Annotated in this window: 15 protein-coding genes; 10 read left to right on the top strand and 5 right to left on the bottom strand. The window is 71.5% G+C overall.

What is annotated here, in order from left to right; translation table 11 throughout:
• Positions 1 to 37 precede the first annotated feature (37 nt).
• Positions 38 to 967 (bottom strand): hypothetical protein, encoded by a 930-nt coding sequence (locus AB0J87_RS22600; protein ID WP_363969028.1) that lies wholly within the window; start codon positions 965 to 967, stop codon positions 38 to 40.
• A gap of 316 nt (positions 968 to 1,283) precedes the next feature.
• Here AB0J87_RS22600 and AB0J87_RS22595 point away from each other — a divergent pair, with 316 nt between their 5' ends.
• The 6 genes from AB0J87_RS22595 to AB0J87_RS22570 are packed head-to-tail and all read left to right on the top strand — an operon-like array spanning position 1,284 to position 8,805.
• Entirely contained in the window at positions 1,284 to 2,297 is a 1,014-nt protein-coding gene (locus AB0J87_RS22595; RefSeq protein WP_350742018.1) for a LacI family DNA-binding transcriptional regulator, read from the top strand.
• Positions 2,298 to 2,305: 8 nt separating this feature from the next.
• The gene (locus AB0J87_RS22590; RefSeq protein WP_363967923.1) at positions 2,306 to 3,910 is read left to right on the top strand and encodes an FAD-dependent oxidoreductase; all 1,605 of its coding nucleotides are present in this window, start codon (positions 2,306 to 2,308) and stop codon (positions 3,908 to 3,910) included.
• Positions 3,911 to 3,929: 19 nt separating this feature from the next.
• Entirely contained in the window at positions 3,930 to 5,183 is a 1,254-nt protein-coding gene (locus AB0J87_RS22585) for a sugar ABC transporter substrate-binding protein (RefSeq protein WP_363967921.1), read from the top strand.
• 1 nt (position 5,184) lies between these two features.
• The gene (locus AB0J87_RS22580) at positions 5,185 to 6,126 is read left to right on the top strand and encodes a sugar ABC transporter permease (RefSeq protein WP_355196890.1); all 942 of its coding nucleotides are present in this window, start codon (positions 5,185 to 5,187) and stop codon (positions 6,124 to 6,126) included.
• Positions 6,116 to 6,946 (top strand): carbohydrate ABC transporter permease, encoded by an 831-nt coding sequence (locus AB0J87_RS22575; protein ID WP_350742026.1) that lies wholly within the window; start codon positions 6,116 to 6,118, stop codon positions 6,944 to 6,946. The genes AB0J87_RS22580 and AB0J87_RS22575 overlap by 11 nt, the downstream gene beginning before the upstream one ends.
• 2 nt (positions 6,947 to 6,948) lie before the next feature.
• The gene (locus tag AB0J87_RS22570) at positions 6,949 to 8,805 is read left to right on the top strand and encodes a hypothetical protein (RefSeq protein ID WP_363967919.1); all 1,857 of its coding nucleotides are present in this window, start codon (positions 6,949 to 6,951) and stop codon (positions 8,803 to 8,805) included.
• A 22-nt stretch (positions 8,806 to 8,827) separates the two neighbouring features.
• Here AB0J87_RS22570 and AB0J87_RS22565 read toward each other — a convergent pair whose 3' ends face one another.
• Positions 8,828 to 9,922, bottom strand: a complete 1,095-nt coding sequence (locus AB0J87_RS22565; RefSeq protein ID WP_363967917.1) for a winged helix DNA-binding domain-containing protein — start codon at positions 9,920 to 9,922, stop codon at positions 8,828 to 8,830.
• A 33-nt stretch (positions 9,923 to 9,955) separates the two neighbouring features.
• On the bottom strand, positions 9,956 to 10,372 hold the full coding sequence (locus AB0J87_RS22560; RefSeq protein WP_363967915.1) for a VOC family protein: 417 nt from the start codon (positions 10,370 to 10,372) through the stop codon (positions 9,956 to 9,958).
• Between the two features lie 95 nt (positions 10,373 to 10,467).
• Between AB0J87_RS22560 and AB0J87_RS22555 the strand changes: the two genes are divergently transcribed.
• Genes AB0J87_RS22555 through AB0J87_RS22545 form a run of 3 tightly spaced genes read left to right on the top strand, consistent with a single transcriptional unit; the run spans position 10,468 to position 13,228 of the window.
• Positions 10,468 to 11,475, top strand: a complete 1,008-nt coding sequence (locus AB0J87_RS22555; RefSeq protein ID WP_363967913.1) for a WYL domain-containing protein — start codon at positions 10,468 to 10,470, stop codon at positions 11,473 to 11,475.
• Positions 11,476 to 11,519: 44 nt separating this feature from the next.
• The gene (locus tag AB0J87_RS22550; protein WP_363967912.1) at positions 11,520 to 12,371 is read left to right on the top strand and encodes a phytanoyl-CoA dioxygenase family protein; all 852 of its coding nucleotides are present in this window, start codon (positions 11,520 to 11,522) and stop codon (positions 12,369 to 12,371) included.
• Positions 12,368 to 13,228, top strand: coding sequence for a helix-turn-helix domain-containing protein (locus tag AB0J87_RS22545; protein WP_363967910.1), 861 nt, complete (start codon positions 12,368 to 12,370; stop codon positions 13,226 to 13,228). The genes AB0J87_RS22550 and AB0J87_RS22545 overlap by 4 nt, the downstream gene beginning before the upstream one ends.
• Before the next feature lie 21 nt (positions 13,229 to 13,249).
• Here the strand turns inward: AB0J87_RS22545 and AB0J87_RS22540 are convergent, their stop codons facing one another.
• Entirely contained in the window at positions 13,250 to 14,128 is an 879-nt protein-coding gene (locus AB0J87_RS22540) for a hypothetical protein (RefSeq protein ID WP_363967908.1), read from the bottom strand.
• Positions 14,129 to 14,242: 114 nt separating this feature from the next.
• Between AB0J87_RS22540 and AB0J87_RS22535 the strand changes: the two genes are divergently transcribed.
• Positions 14,243 to 15,061: an APH(3'') family aminoglycoside O-phosphotransferase gene (locus AB0J87_RS22535; RefSeq protein ID WP_363967906.1), complete on the top strand. Its 819-nt coding sequence runs from the start codon at positions 14,243 to 14,245 to the stop codon at positions 15,059 to 15,061.
• Positions 15,062 to 15,148: 87 nt separating this feature from the next.
• On the opposite strand, the gene AB0J87_RS22530 is transcribed toward AB0J87_RS22535, so the two are convergent.
• Entirely contained in the window at positions 15,149 to 16,303 is a 1,155-nt protein-coding gene (locus AB0J87_RS22530; RefSeq protein ID WP_363967904.1) for an alpha/beta hydrolase, read from the bottom strand.
• Positions 16,304 to 16,445 lie beyond the last annotated feature (142 nt).

The raw sequence follows: 16,445 nt of genomic DNA, 5'->3' as shown, positions 1-16,445 counted from the left end.
GTCGGCGGGCAAGCGGGTGCCCGGACGCGCGGGCAGGTCAGGCGGGAACGGCGCGGGCGATGCAGATGCGAGCCTGCAGCCGGGGCCTGGCCTCGTAGAACATGAACTCGACCCCACCCTGGGTGCCGAACGAGGGCGCGGCCACGCGGCCGTTGTCCGAGGCGATCGGCGAGTGGAAGACGCCGAGGTGGACCTCCTTGTCGAAGGCGTTGCCGACCTCGGTGATGCGCATGTTGCCGTCGTTGCCGTGGTACGCGACGTACGTGGTGCCGTTGCGCTTGACCAGGGACGGGCCTGAGATGTCGGTCACGCCGTCGGGTTCGGGGTTGACCAGCGGTTGCCGGCTGAACTGCCAGCCGTCCCAGCCGTTGGGGGACCAGCCGTAGAAGAGGCGGCGGCCGTTCTTCACGCCCATGAAGACCATGACGTACTTGTTGCCGCGGCCCGGAAGGGAATGCTCGAAGACCCGGGCGTAGGAGGTCTCGGAGGTGCCGGACACCAGGCGGGTGCTCAGGATGGGGGTCTCGTCGGTGAAGGTGATGCCGTCGGTGGAGCGGGCCACGCGGGTGGTGAAGTTCTCGCCGTGGAAGTAGCAGAAGAACTGCTTCGTGGCGGCGTCCCAGGTGACGTGCGGCGAGGACACGTGGCTGACCGTCGTGGTGGGCAGGTACCTGTCGATGATCGGGTTGCCGCTGTAGTCGTGGAACGGGCCCTCCAAGGTGTCGCTGAAGGCCACGCAGATGCCGCCGGGGTTCTCATGAGGGGCGTAGTAGAGGTAGTAGCGCGAGCGCGGGTTGTCGAGCTTGTCGTACACCCCTCTGATGCAGGGGAAGATGAACTCCCCGGTGCGGTTGTAGTGCAGGGGGAGGGCCAGAGCGTCCCGCACGTATCGGAACACCGGCATGCCCGCCGGCTGGGCGGCGGTCCCGGCGGTGGCCGGCCGGGCGACGAGGCCGGCGGCGGCCACGGCGCCCAAAGACCCGGCACCCAGAGAAGCGGCGCCGCGTAACACGCCGCGTCGGGTGGGCGGACGTAAGTCCCGGCCTGATTGATGGATGGTCAACATGCCCTCCGATCCTGGTCGCGACAGGCGATGGGCGCCGTGCGGCCGGCAATGCCTTCGGCCCGCCGTCGCCGGCGTCACTGTATGTTGCCATGCCCGGAGGAAGCCGTACCACCTGATAATACGAATTACTCAGCGATTATCTCTTGACGCCCAGTTCTGCCCGGTCCCAGAATGACCGAACTAATACGCATTATCGAAACGACAGGTGATACGCACTGTGACTGCTTCAGGGCGGCGGCTGACGCAGCAGGACATCGCGCGCATGGCTGGAGTGAGCCAGACGACGGTGTCCCTGGTGCTCAACGGAAGGGCCGAGGGCGAGGTACGGATCTCGCCCGAAACCCGCGATCGGGTCCTTCAAGTGATCAGGGAGACCGGGTACGTGGCCGACCCCGCCGCGCGCCGGCTCGTCGAACGGCGCAACCGCATCTACGGCGTGTTCACCTACGAGGCCGTCTTCCCCGCGGAGAGCGCCGACTTCTATCACCCGTTCCTGGTCGGGATCGAGGAGTGCGTCGAGGAGGCGGGCTGCGACCTGCTGCTGTTCACCAGCGCCAAGGTGCAGCAGGGGGAGCGGCGGCGGATCTTCAGCGCGGAGAGCCGGATCCGGCTGGCCGACGGATGCGTCCTGCTCGGCCGGACGATCGACCGGGAGGATCTGTCCAGGCTGCTGTCCGAGGGCATTCCGTTCGTCTCGGTCGGCCGCCGCGACGACGCGGGCGGGCCGGTGCCGTACGTCGGAGCGGACTACCCGCCGGCGGTGCGCGCGCTGGTCGAGCGGGCGGCGGCGCTCGGGCACCGGCGGATGGCCTACGTCGGAGCGGGGGAGGGCCCGGAGTCCTACGCCGACCGGTTTCGCGGTTTCACCGAAGGGGTGGCCGCGACCGGCGTCGAGGGGCTGCACCTGACCACCGCGGACGGGCTGTTCGACTGTGGCGCGACCGTGGTGTTCGCCGAGGAACTGGCCGACGGCGTGGCCATCGCCGAGGCCGCCGAGGCCCGCGGGCTGGACGTGCCGCGCGACCTGTCCATGGTCGCGATGGGCGCGCCCACGAGGCCGGTGTCGACCGACATCGACTTCTCCGGGCTCCGCATCCCCCGGCGGGAGATGGGCCGCAGGGCCGTCGAGCTGCTCACCCAGGTGCTGGAACGCGGCGGCATCCCGCAGGAACTGCTGGTGTGCGAGCTGGTCGAGGGATCGACGCTGGCACCCGTACATGAGGAGAGGTAATCCCCCACGTGGTTGAGATATCGGCAGACGCGCTCGTAGTCGGCGGTGGGCTGGGCGGCGTGGCCGCCGCGCTGGCCCTGCTGCGGGCCGGGCGATCGGTGGTGCTCACCGAGGAGTACGACTGGCTGGGCGGCCAGCTCACCAGCCAGGCGGTGCCGCCGGACGAGCACACCTGGGTGGAGCGGTTCGGCGTCACGGCGAGCTACCGCGCGCTGCGTGACGGCATCCGGCGCTACTACCGCGACCATTACCCGCTGACCGAGCGGGCGCGGGCGTGGCCGGAGCTGAACCCGGGCGCCGGGCACGTCAGCAAGTTGTGCCACGAGCCCAGGGTCGCGGTCGCGGTCATCGAGGCCATGCTGGCCCCGTACCGGGGATCGGGCAGGCTGCGCGTGCTCCAGCCGTACCGGCCGGTCGGGGCCGAGGTGGACGGCGACCGCGTCACGGCCGTGCGGCTCGCGCACCGCGACGGGGGCGATGAGATCACCGCGGTGGCGCCGTACGTGCTGGACGCCACCGAGACCGGCGAGCTGCTGCCGCTGACCGGCACCGAGTACGTGACCGGCTTCGAGTCGCAGGCCGACACCGGCGAGCCGAGCGCCCCGGCGGCGGCGCAGCCGATGAACATGCAGGCCGTGTCCGTGTGCTTCGCGATCGACCACGTGGACGGTGACCACACCGTCGACAAGCCCGCGTCGTACGACTTCTGGCGCGCCTACCAGCCGCCCTTCTGGGGCGACCGGCTGCTGTCGTGGCGCTGCCCGAGCCCGCGGACGCTGGAGATCGTGGAGCGTTCCTTCACCCCGAACCCGGGTGACGACCCCCGCCTGGTGGCGGCCGACCAGCGGGTCAACCCGGGGGACGGCAACCTGTGGACGTTCCGCAGGATCGCCGCCCGCGACAACTTCCTGCCGGGCGCGTACGACAGCGACATCGCGCTGGTCAACTGGCCGATGATTGACTACCTGGAGGGGCCGGTCATCGACGTGCCGGACGCCGACCGGCACCTGGCGGCGGCCCGCGAGCTGTCGATGTCGGTGCTGTACTGGCTGCAGACCGAGGCCCCCCGCCACGACGGCGGCACCGGTTATCCGGGCCTGCGGCTGCGCGGCGACGTCACCGGCGGCGCCGACGGGCTCGCCCAGGCCCCCTACATCCGCGAGTCCCGGCGCGTCCGGGCCCTGACCACCGTCACCGAACAGGACCTGTCCGTGGCGGTACGCGGCGACAAGGGCGCCGTCTCCTATCACGACTCGGTGGGCGTGGGCATGTACCGCATCGACCTGCACCCGTCGACCGGCGGCGACAACTACATCGACGTCGCCTGCTCCCCGTTCGAGATCCCTCTCGGGGCGCTGATCCCGCAGCGGATGAGCAACCTGCTGCCCGCCTGCAAGAACATCGGCACCACCCACATCACCAACGGCGCCTACCGCCTGCACCCGGTGGAGTGGAACGTCGGGGAGGCGGCCGGCGCGCTCGCCGCCTTCTGCCTGGACCGCGCCACCACGCCGCACGCCGTGCGCGCGGACGGCCGGCTCCTGGCCGACTACCAGGACCGGCTCGTCCGCGACGGCGTGGAGCTGCGCTGGCCCGACGTCACCGGCTACTGACGCCAGAAGGAGATCCCCCATGAAAGCACCCCTGGCTGCCCTTGCGCTGGCCGCCCTCCTTACGGTCACCGCCTGTGGCGGCGGTGAAGCGCCGGCCGCGCAGGGCCCGCAGCCGCTGCGCATGTCGATCTGGACCTCCAACGAGGCCCACCTGAAGCTGTTCAAGGAGATCGCCGCCGAATACCGCACGTCCCACCCGCAGGTCGGCGAGATCACCTTCGACCCGATCCCGTTCGAGAACTACACCACCACGCTGACCACGCAGATCGCCGGCGGCAACGCCCCCGACCTGGCCTGGATCCTCGAGAACTCCGCCCCCGACTTCGTCGGCTCCGGCGCCCTCGTCCCGCTCAAGAGCAAGGTCGAGAACGCGGCCGAGCTGGTCCCCGCCGCCACCCGGCTGTGGGAGCGCGACGGCGAGCTGTACGCCTACCCGTTCTCCACCTCGCCTTTCGGCGTCTTCGTCAACACCGACCTGGTCAAGGCCGCGGGCCAGAAGGCGCCGCGCGAGCTGATCAAGGCCGGCCAGTGGGACTGGGAGCACGCCAACGAGATCAACAAGGCCGTGGCGGCGAAGGGCAAGAACGGCCTGACCATCCTCAACTTCGACTACAAGGCCTGGGACAACCTCGCCACCGTCTGGCAGGGCTGGGGCGCCAAGGCGTGGAGCGACGACGGCGGCACGTGCCAGTTCAACGCGCCCGAGATGGTCGAAGCCATGACGTTCATGCACAAGGCGATCTTCACCGACAAGTCCATGCCGGGGCCGGGCACCTCCGTGGACTTCTTCTCCGGCGACACGGCGATGGCCGTCGCCCAGATCTCCCGCGCCGCCATGCTGAAGGACGCGACGTTCAAGTGGGACCTGGTGCCGCTGCCCGCCGGGCCGAAGGGCGAGTACGCGGTCATCGGCCAGGCCGGGATCGGCGTGCTGAAGAAGTCGCCGAGGGCCGCGCAGGCCGCCGACTTCCTGGCCTACTTCACCAACTCCGCGAACTCCGCCAAGCTCGCCGCGTACTTCCCGCCCGCGCGTACCTCCCTGCTGACGGCCGACACCATGGCCAAGACCAGCCCCCTGCTGAACGGCGATCAGCTCCAGAAGGTGGTGATCGACGGCATCGAGAAGGGCGTGGTCAAGCCCAGCCACAAGGGGCAGGCCGAGCTCGCCCAGACCGCCAGGGCCGCACTCGACCCGCTGTGGAAGCCGGACGCCGACGTCAAGGCGGTGCTGGACGGCGTGTGCGCGAAGATCCAGCCGCTGCTGGGCGGATGACGTGGCGGTGACGGATCTCGGCAACCGGGTGGCTGACCGCGCCGCCGCCCGGCCCCGCCACTTCTGGACCATCCCCCGGCGCGACGCCCTCGTCGGTTACCTGCTGATCTCGCCGCAGCTCGCCGGAAGCGCGCTGTTCGTCCTGCTGCCGCTCGGCCTGGTCGTCTACTACAGCCTCCAGGAGTGGAACGTGCTGGCGGGCACGTTCGAGTTCGTCGGGGGCGAGAACTACGCCAAGCTGCTCGCCGACCCGAACATGGGGCAGGTGCTGACCAGCACCGCGCTCTTCTCGGTCGGCCTGGTCGTGCTCAACCTGGCCCTCGCCCTCACCCTGGCCATCCTGCTCGACCAGCGGCTGCGCGGCACCACGTTCTTCCGCACGCTGTTCTTCTCGCCGGTGCTGGTGTCGCTGGTCGCCTGGACCATCGTCTGGCAGTTCCTGCTCCAGCAGGACGGCGGCATCAACGGCCTGCTCGGCGCGGCGGGCGTGGACGGCCCCAACTGGCTGCGCGGCGAGACCACCGCCCTGCTGTCGGTCGTCGTCGTCCAGGTCGTCAAGAACGTGGGGCTCAACATGGTCCTGTTCCTGGCCGCGCTCCAGGGCGTGCCGCGCCAGCTGTACGAGGCGGCGCAGCTCGACGGCGCCGGCGCCTGGACCCGGTTCCTGCGCATCACGGTGCCTCTGATCAGCCCGACGATCCTGCTCACCTCGATCATCACCGTGGTGGGGTCGCTGCAGGTGTTCGCGCAGATCGCCGTGCTCACCCAGGGCGGGCCCGGTATGTCCACCACTGTCCTCGTCTACTACCTGTACCAGCAGGCCTTCCAGTTCCGGCACCTCGGCTACGGCGCCACCCTGTCGGTCCTGTTGTTCCTGATCGTCGCGGCGCTGACGTTGCTGCAGTGGCGGCTGCGCCGGAGGTGGGTCTTCCATGAGTCGTAGGGTCAAGCTCGCGTTGTACGCGCTGCTGTGCGTGTTGTGCGTGCCGTTCGTCTTCCCGACCTGGTGGATGGTCACCTCGTCGGTGAAGCCGATCAGCGACATCTTCGCCTTCCCGCCCGCGCTGGTGCCCTCCAGGTTCGACTTCTCCACCTACAGCCGGGTCTTCGAGCTGCAGCCGTTCGGGCAGCAGTACCTCAACAGCCTCTACATCGCCGCGGTGGTGACCGTCGGGACGATGGCGGTGGCCGCGATGGCCGGCTACGCCTTCGCCCGCATCCGCTTCCCCGGCCAGAACGTGCTCTTCCTGGTCGTGCTCGTCGGCCTGCTGATCCCCAGCGAGGTGACGATCGTCCCGCTGTTCCAGATGTTCCACGCGGCGGGGATGACCGACACGCACTGGCCGCTGATCCTGGTGCCGATCCTGGGCGCGCCCAGCGTGCTGGCGACGTTCATCATGCGGCAGTTCTTCATCACGCTGCCGGACGAGCTGGAGGAGGCCGCCAGGGTCGACGGGCTCGGCCGCTTCGGCACCTTCTGCCGGGTGGTGCTGCCGCTGGCCAGGCCGGCGCTCGGCGCCGTCGCCATCTTCACCTTCCTGCACTCGTGGAACCTCTATCTCGAACCCATCGTGTTCCTGTCGACCCCGTCGAAGTTCACCCTGCCGCAGGCGCTCACCCAGTTCGTCGACGCCTACGGCTCGCCCCTGTGGAACGTGCAGCTGTCCGCCGCCACGATGACCGCCCTGCCCATCCTGGTCGTCTTCGTGCTGGCCCAGCGGCAGTTCATCGAGGGGCTCGCGCACACCGGTCTGAAAGGCTGACCATGCTCTCCCGCCGCACCCTCCTCCGCGCCGCCGCGCTGCTCCCGGCCGTCCCCGTGCTCGCGCCCGGCGCCGCCTTCGCCGCCATCCCCTCCCTGCCGCCGGCTGTGGACCGCACGTCGTTCGCCCCCCACGAGCAGCGCTTCGCGCCGTACCTGGCCACCCTGGCGCCCATGGTCAACGACATGGACTCCAGCGGCTTCTTCGCCGGCGGCTGGTGGCGTACGCCGGCGGCGTCGTACAACGCCCGCGTGCAGGAGCACGTCTTCACGCTGGCCTGGTTCCACGCCAATGCCCGCCCGTGGAACCCGTACGCCGGGGACGCGAGCCTGCTGGCCGCGCTCGACGCGGCGCTCGGCCACTACCTGTCACTCCAGCACCCCGACGGCTCCTTCCCCGAGTACAGCCGTGACCAGCATGGCCTGGCCCCCACCGGGTTCGGCCTCGGCTACCTGGCCAAGACCCTGCGCCTCCTGCGCGCGTCCGGGGCGCTGCCCGCGCGGCAGGCGCAGCTCACCGCCGCGTTGCGCAAGGCCATGACGTGGTTCCTGGACGCCGGCAACCGGGTCGTCTGGCAAGATCGCCTCACCTGGGCGAACCAGACCACCTCGGGCCTGGCAGGGGCCACGCACGCGCTCCGGCTCGACCCCGAACCCGCGCTCGCCACCCGCCTGACCGAGGCGTTCGCCCGGCTCCCCGCGGTCGGCCAGAGCCCCGCCGGCTTCTTCTACGAGGAGGGCGGCCACGACATGAACTACAACTTCGAGGTCATGCTCCCCGAGCTGGCCGACGCCTACCTCCACAGCCAGGACGCGCACCTGGTGGACATGGCCCGCGCGTTCACCGGCTTCCTGTCCTACAACCTGCTGCGCGAGCCCGACGGCGCCGGATACCTGGTCAACGTCGCCCCCTCCACCCGCACCAGCGCCCGCTGGTACGACGAGGTCCGGCCCGACCCCGACAGGACCGCGCTCAACTGGACGTTCACCCGCCAGGTGCCGCTGCTGTCGGCCTTCATGACCGCCCGCGAGGACCTGGCCGACGCCCGTACGGCCTGGGCGGCCTCCACCGACCCGGTGACGCCGCTCGCCAAGCAGGACACCTCGCCCCGCATCCTCACCCACGGCCTGTACGGCGAGCGGTTCCCCAGCAGGCGGCAGCGGGCCGAGGCCATCGCGGACCTGCCCTACCTGCGCTCGAACGACTTCGCCGAGCTGCGCAGGGACGGCAGCCAGGACTTCCTGTACGTCCGCAAGCCCGGCCTGTACCTGGGCGGCTACTTCGGCACGCGCGCCTCCCGCAGCCGTACCGGCCTCACCTTCCTGTGGCACCCCGACGCCGGCACGATCATCTGCGGGCTCAACGACAACGACTACGCCTGCTGGTCCACCGTCTTCCCCGGCCAGGCGCCCGACTCCGACGGCTCCCTGCCCGCCACCTACTTCCACGGCGCCCCAGGCGGCCGCGAATGGAGCGGCGGCCGGGCCCCCGCCGCCCTCGGCATCCGCTACGGCAACGCGAACGTCACCACGGACGTCCTGGTCACCCGCCGGACGATCCGGCGCACGGTCACGGCGAACGCCGCCGCCACCGAGCAGATCCCCCTCGTCCTGCATCCCACGGACGTCCTCACCTTCACCGACGGCACCCGGGCGGCGTTCGGCGGCACGACCACCGCCACCGCCGACGGGTTCGACCTCCGCAGGGGCCGCACCACGATCCGCCTGCGCTGGAACACCCCTTTGCAGGCGACCCTGGCGGCCGGCAGCGTGCGCTACTTCCGCGACGGCGCCCGCCGCTTCCACGCCCTCCGCATCCCGCACCAGGGCACGTTCGACCTCACGGTCATCATGGGGTGACGCGAACGCCGGGCTGGTGACCTCAGCCGTCGCCGATCCGCACGCGGTGGCTGTCGCCGTCGGACAGGAACGCCGCCAGCGCCCGCCCCTGCTCGCCGACGGCGTCGCGGTCGGCTCCGGACAGGCGGCCCAGTGGCGTGACGGCCACCGTGCCGTCCTCGACGGTCCAGGTCGCGCGGACCCGGCCGTCGACCAGGACCACGCGGGCCCCGGCGACCGACGGGCCGCGGTGGGCGTCGTCGATGATCCGGCCGCGGTCGTGGTAGCCGAGGATCGCGTTGTCGAAGGCGGGCAGGAACCGCACCGGCGCGGGCGTGCCGGGGTCGGGACGCGGCGCGTCGGGCAGGTCCAGCAGCTCCCGGCCGCGCTCGTCGCGGAAGGAGACGAGCTCGGGGCGTACCGCGGCCACCGCGCCCGGCAGCCCGGCCAGGCCGCACCAGGCGCGCAGGTCGGCCGAGGCCGCCGGGCCGTAGGCGGCCAGGTAGCGCCGCACCAGCGCCTCGCCGACCGGGTCCGAGCCGTTCGGGGCGGGCGGGTCGATCTCCCGGCCGAGCCAGGAGGACAGCAGCGCGTTGCTCACGCCCGCCTTCGTCCGCCACAGCCCGCGCGGCGGCAGCTGCACCATCGGGATGAGGGCGGCGACCAGCATCTCGCCCAGCACGCGCGGTCCCGGCGCCGGCCAGCGCTCGGCGACCGCCCGCCCGATCTCGCCCATCGAGCGGGGCTCCCCGTCGGCCATCAGCGCCCGGCCCGCCGCCAGGAGCTCGTCGAGGTCCACCCCGTCGAGCTCGCGGCGGTAGGTCCCGAGCATGCGCTGGCGCAGCATGGCGTCGTGGCGGGCGCGCCAGGCCAGGGCGTCCTCCGCGGTGAGGAGGTGAACGGTGCGGCGCATGAGAATGGTCCGCACCAGGCGTCGCCCGGTCAGCAGGTCCGAGAGCGCCGCCGGTTCGAACGCGCGCAGCCGCGACCAGAGCCCCACGAACGGCTCCTGCGGTTCCTGCGCCTGCAGGCCGCACAGGTGCGCGACGGCGTCCCGCACCGGTAAGTCGGCGCGGTCGAGCAGTAGCTGCCGCGCCAGCGTCGCGCGGTTGAGTGTCCGGGTGTCGAGCACAGTCATGCGATCATCCTGCCGCAGCGCGTTCTGTGATGATCAGTACTGGGCGGCGACGTCGATGACCCAGGTCACGCCGAACCGGTCCGTCAGCATCCCGTACAGCGGGGCCCACTGCGCGGGCCCCAGAGGCTGCAGCACGGTCGCCCCGTCGGACAGCCTCTCCCAGTACGCGGTGATCTCCTCGGCCGTCTCGCCGCGCACCGAGACGAAGAACGCGTTCTCTCCCCGGCTGTACGGCAGGCGCGAGGGCACGTCGTAGGCCATGACCTCGAATTCGCCGGCGGCGCTCACCTGGCCCCACATGACCCGGTCGGCCTCGGCCGGCTCCTGCACGTTGCCGGCGTCCTTGTAGGTGACCACGGCCAGGTCCCCGCCGAACACGGACTGGTAGAACGCGAGCGCCGCCCGGGCGTCTCCGCGGAAGTTCAGATGGGTCACGGTGTTCACGGACATGATGTGCTCCTTGGTCGGTCGTCTTTCCGGTCGCCGACCACAATTCCAGGGGTAGCGGTCAGGTTGTGGCCTCTTCTCCGGGCGATACTGGACGGGTGCAGAAAACCTCGGCTCGGCTGCTGTCGTTGCTCTCGCTGCTCCAGGCACCCCGGGACTGGCCGGGAGCGCTGCTGGCCGAGCGCCTCGGCATCAGCCCGCGCACCGTGCGCCGCGATGTCGACCGGCTGCGTGAGCTCGGCTATCCGATCGTGGCCACCAAGGGACCCGAGGGCGGTTACCGGCTCGACGCCGGTACGCGGCTGCCGCCGCTGCTGTTCGACGACGAGCAGGCCGTCGCCCTGGCCATCGCGCTCCAGGCCGCGACCACGACCGGCGCCGGCATCGAGGAGGCCGCGGCCCGCGCGCTGACCACCGTCCGGCAGGTCATGCCCGCACGGCTGCGCCACCGCATCGACGCACTCCAGATCATCGCCGTCGAGCGGTACGCGCCGGATCCCCAGGTCGACAGCGGGGTGCTGGTGTCCGTCGGCACCGCCGTACGTGCCCGGGAGGTGCTGCGTTTCGACTACGCCTCGCCGGGAGGCGACGACGGCGGCCCGCCGCGCCGCGTGGAGCCCCACCACCTCGTCACCTGGGGCGGGCGCTGGTATCTCGTGGCATGGGATCTCGACCGGGAGGACTGGCGGACCTTCCGGGCCGACCGGATCACGCCGCGCGTCCCCACGGGGCCCCGTTTCGCGCCGCGCGAGCTGCCCGGGGGAGGGGTGGCCGCCTTCGTGGCCGATCGGTTCCGGGGCTCCGGCGGCTCCGGCGACTGGCCCTGCCGCGGCGAGGTCATCCTCGGCCTGCCGGCCGCCGCCGTGTCCCCCTACGTTCACGACGGGGTGGTCGAGGAGCTCGGCCCGGACCGGTGCCGGCTCATCCTGGGGTCCTGGTCCTGGGTCGGGCTGGCCGCGAGCGTCGGCAGGTTCGACGCCGACATCGAGGTCGTCGGCCCTGCCGCGCTCAAGGACGCCTTCGCGCACCTGGCCCGCCGCTACGCCGACGCCTCCTCGTCCCAGGTGGCGTCGGCGGATGACACGATTCGCCATCCGGATGCGTGATCGGGCCATGGCCGGGACCGGGCCGCGATGGCGATGATGGGGCGATGACGAACCCCGACCTGAAGTCCCCGTACGAGCGCGACGGCTACCTCGTCCTCGACCGCGCCCTCGACCCCGGCGAGGTGGGCGAGCTGCTCGAAGAGGCCGTCCGCATCTGCCGGGGCGAGCTCGGCGACATCAGCGGCGCGCTCCCCGCCGGGGACGCCGACAGCGACGACGACGTGCTGCGCAGGTTCCTGTGCGTCCACTACCCGCACAAGCTGTCCGGCCTGATGCTCGACACGATGCGCCATCCGGCGATCGTCTCGGCGCTGACCTCGCTGATCGGCCCGAACGTCAAGGCGATGCAGTCGATGTTGTTCATCAAGTCCGAGGGTGAGCCGGGGCAGGCCTGGCACCAGGACGAGCTGTTCATCCCGACCCGCGACCGTTCGCTCGCGGCGGCCTGGATCGCGCTCGACGACGCCACCGTGGAGAACGGGTGCCTCTGGGTGCTGCCCGGATCGCACCGGCGCGGCGTGCTCTACCCGAACCGCGAGCACGACGACCCCCGCTACGACTGCACGGTGGAGTCCTACGGCTTCCCGTTCGGCGACTCCGACGCGGTGCCCGTCGAGGTCGCGGCGGGGACCGTGGTGGTGTTCAACGGCTACCTGTTGCACAGGTCGCTGCCCAACACCGGACGGCGGGGTTACCGGCGGGCGCTGGTCAACCACTACATGAGCGCCGAGTCCCTGCTGCCCTGGGCCGTCCCGGCGGAGGGGACGGGCATGGCGCAGGCGGACTTCCGGGACGTCGTCCTCGTCGCCGGCACCGACCCGTACGCCTACAAAGGGCTCCAGGACGTGCGCCGGCCGCGGATCCGCCCGAATCGCGACGGCGGCTGTGACAGATGACGATCTCCGTCGATCTGGTGGCCCGGCTCGAGCCGAGTGTCGCGGACTATCCGCCCGGCTCGACGTTCGGCCCGCGGGAGGCCAGGTCGTACCAGTTCGTCTGGCTGCTCCGCGGCAGTGCCACCTGGCTGTGGGACGACGTCGCGCTGTCGCTGACCCCGGGAAAGCTGCTGCTCATCCGGCCGGGTATGCGTGACGCGTTCCGCTGGGATCCCCGCACCCCGACCCGGCACGCGTACGTGCATTTCACGCTCACGGGTCAGGTGCCGGCGGACTGGCCGCTGGTACGGGACCTGACCGGGCGGCACGACCCGATGGGCGCCCTGTGCCAGTATCTGCTCTGGCTGGGCGCCGAGTGCCCGCCGCGGTGGCGGGTCCAGGCCTGCGAGACGCTGCGCCTGCTGGTGCTGACATTCCTGGCCGATCCGGCGCCGGCGCAGCGCCCGCCCTCGGCCCTGCCGTCACCGGTGACCGCGATGCTGCGCGCGGTGCGCGAGCACTGGTCCGACGGGGTGGCCAGGCCGGTGCCGATGCGGGAGCTCGCCTCGGCTGCCCGGGTCTCGCCGAGCACGCTGTGCCGGACGTTCCGCCGCACGTTCGGGGTCGGTCCGGTCGCCGCCCTCGAACTCCTCCGCCTGACCAGGGCCGAACCGCTCCTGTGGCAGAGCAACCTGTCCATGCGGGCGATCGCCGCGCAGTGCGGCTTCGCGGACGCCTACCACTTCTCCCGCCGCTTCCGCGCGATCTACGGGATGGCGCCCACCACGTTCCGCCGCACCGCACCGGAGGCCGCCCCGCCGTCACCGGCGGAGTCCTACGGCCTCACGGTGCTGCAACCGCTCGTCCAGGCCCCCTGACCCAACCCGCAGCGTGCACTCTCACCGGCGCCCGTACGCCTGCGTCAACGCCACCAGGACGGCGAGGCCCGCGACCACGGCGACGCAGTGCTCGGCCACGGCCACCCCGCGAAGTTCGACCGGCTGGTACGTTCCGGCCACCAGCCACGCCAGCCGCCACGCTCCCCATGAGAACAACGACCCGGAGGCGACGAACCCCACGGCCATGGGCAGCCACACCGGCGTCCGCCCGCTGCCCCACGGGCCGAGCGTCCACAGGCTCCAACCGGCGCCCGCCGCGCACAGCGCGCTGTTGGCCATGAGGAGCCTGCCCTGGGTGTCGCACACCGTGAGCAGCCCGTAGGTGCTGCCCGCGGCCCAGGAGATCCAGGTCGCGGTGAGCACTCCGAGCGGCGGCAACACCCAAAGGAAGCGGCCGTCCGCTCGTTCCCGGCCCACCCGTCCGGTGAAGGCGCGGGGCCATCGTTCACGCAGGAAGAGCGGCAGGCCCACGACCAGCGCCACCGCCATGCCGGCGAACCCGACGCCGATGAGCGCGCTCTCCCAGGCCGGCGTGGTGGCCGCCGGCTCGGGCGCGCTCGGCGCCACCAGGCTGGCGACGATCATGTACGGGATCATGGAAACCAGGAAGCCGCCGGCGACCCAGCCGAGCGGCAGCACCAGCCAGCCCGGCAGTCGCGTCCCCCACGACTGGGCCAGCGCCAGGCCCAGCGCGGCGCCGGCCAGCGCCATCACCACCGTGATCGCGTTGAGCAGCACCCACTGGGCCGTGCCCTGCCACACCTCGGCGGCGATCCAGACCAGCTTGACCAGCAGGTAAAGAGACATCGCCGCCGCCGCGCCGAACCCGGCGACGCGGCGCACCAGCACGAGCGTACGGACCTCGATGTGTAGACGCATGGCAGGAGCCTCGCGGCCGGCGGGGGTGCCCGGGCACCCCCGTAAGAGGCAGGCCCCTCCCCAGCGAGGGGGAGGCGGGCTTCACGGTCGGCCCCGGCGGCTAGGGTGGTTCACATGATCGACTCGACATCGGCCTTGCGGGCACTGCTGTACGACGGCCGCGACGGGGACGGATGGATCCCCGTCACCGGCGGCGAGTCCGGGGCCGATGTCTTCCGCTCCGAGGACGGCACCCGATACGCCAAGTGCGTCCCCGCCGGTTCCGTGACCTCGCTGGAGGAGGAGCGGGACCGCGCCGAGTGGCTGGGCGCGCAGGGCGTTCCGGGCCCGCGCGTCCTCGACTGGCGCGCCACGGCCGACGGCGCCCGCCTGGTGACCAGCGCCGTCGCGGGCGTCCCCGCCGATCGGGTCCCGGCCGCGGAGCTGCGGGCGGCCTGGGAGAAGATCGCGGATGCCGTACGCCGCCTGCACGACCTGCCCGCTCGCGGGTGCCCGTTCGCGCGGGATCTCACATGGATGTTCGCCACGGCCCGCGACGTCGTCGCGCGGGGCGCGGTCAACCCCGCGTTCCTCCCGGAAGAACAACAGGACACGCCCGCCGGCGAACTGCTCGCCCGCCTCGAGCCCCAGCTGGAGCACCGCCTCGCGCAGGAGGCCGCCGAGACGGTCGTCTGCCACGGCGACCTGTGCCTGCCCAACATCATCCTCGACCCGGAGACCCTGGACGTGGCGGGCTTCATCGACCTCGGCCGCCTCGGACGGGCCGACCCCTACGCCGACATCGCGCTCCTGCTCGCCAACGCGCGGGAGACGTGGCCCGACGAGCGGGAGGCGAGCTTGGCGGACGAGAGGTTCGCCGAGCGGTACGGCATCGTCCTCGACCGTGACCGCGAGCGGTTCTACCTCCACCTCGACCCGCTCACCTGGGGTTAGCGCCGGTAGAAATCTACAATGTAAAGGGCGTCGGCTGGGGCAAACCCCATCCAGAACAGCGCAGAACCACGGGCTCCACGACGGATCTCAGGATTGGCCGCAGGTCGCGGGGCAGAATTTGACCTCGGGGTAGCGTGCGGACGGCTTGTCCAGGAGGGGCTGCCGTTGCGATTTCAGGTGCTGGTCGAGGAAGGCCGCCACGTACGTACGGGTGAGCTCGGCGGCGCGCGCCGCGGGCAGGATGCCGTAGGAGGGTTTGATGCCGAGGGCGCCTGACAGGAGCGGGAGGTCGGTGAAGGATTGGTGGTCCGCGCCTGACAGCACGATCCAGCGCTTCCAGCCGGTGAGCAGTTTCCAGTCGCGCTCCCACGAGTTGTCGCGGCCGCCGGGGACGTGCTGCGGTAAACCGATGAACATGAAGGGACGGGAGAATCCGGTTTTGGGGATCCGGGCGTAGGTGGTGCCGTCCATGTCGATACCGGCGCGTATCCGGGGGTCCTTCACCATGGTCGCCATGGCGCCGGCCCCGCCGATGGACTGGCCGACCATGGCGATGTGGGAGCGGTCGATCCGGTCGGCGCCGTTCCAGGTCGAGGGCAGTTGGTCGAGCACGAACGAGACGTCGGCGGCCCGGCCCGCGACCAGGCCTGTGCCGAAGCCGGGGTCGGCGTCGCTGTCGCAGGCGAGGCATTCGGCGACGCGCCCGTCGGCGAGGGTCGTGGCGTAGCTCTCGTAGGTGTGGTCGATGCCCGCGACGACGTAGCCGCGGCTGGCCAGGTCCTCGGCCAGGGCGGTGAGCGTGCTCATCGGTTTGGTGAAGCCGGGGGAGAGCACCACCAGGGGAAGGTCGCGGCCTGTGGGTTCGGCGTCTTTGGTGGCGTTCGTTCGGGTCTTGCTCAGGGTGTCGTCCGGGACGCCCGCGATCCTGCCTCCCTTCAGGGTGAGCTCGGATTCCTTGGGGGTCATGTACGGGGCTCGCTGTCCGTCGCGCTGCTTGGTCGGGTACCAGAGGGTGACCTTGAGCTGTCTGGTTGTGGCGTCGAGGTCCCAGGGGTCGGGGCGGGAGGTGTCGTTGAGGTACAGGGCGGTGGTGCCGACGGGGTGGGGGCCGGTGGGGGCGGGCAGGGTGGCCGGGCCGGTGGGTGTGGCCGAGGGAGCGGCGGAGCGGGGCGGGGTGGGTGCGGAGCAGGCGGACACGGCGAGGACGGCCAGTCCGGCGGCGACTGCCAGGAGGTGTCTCATCGGAGAGGTCCGTTCACTTGTGCAGCAAGGTCAGGGCCTTGGCCAGGGCGGGGTGGGTGCGGAGCAGGCGGACACGGCGAGGACGGCCAGTCCGGCGGCGACTGCCAGGAGGTGTCTCATCGGAGAGGTCCGTTCACTTGTG

The sequence above is a fragment of the Nonomuraea sp. NPDC049625 genome (genome assembly GCF_040675285.1).
GTDB lineage: Bacteria > Actinomycetota > Actinomycetes > Streptosporangiales > Streptosporangiaceae > Nonomuraea > Nonomuraea angiospora_A.
The sequence above is the reverse complement of the archived record's forward strand: the minus strand, read 5'-3'. Positions and strand labels throughout refer to the sequence as shown.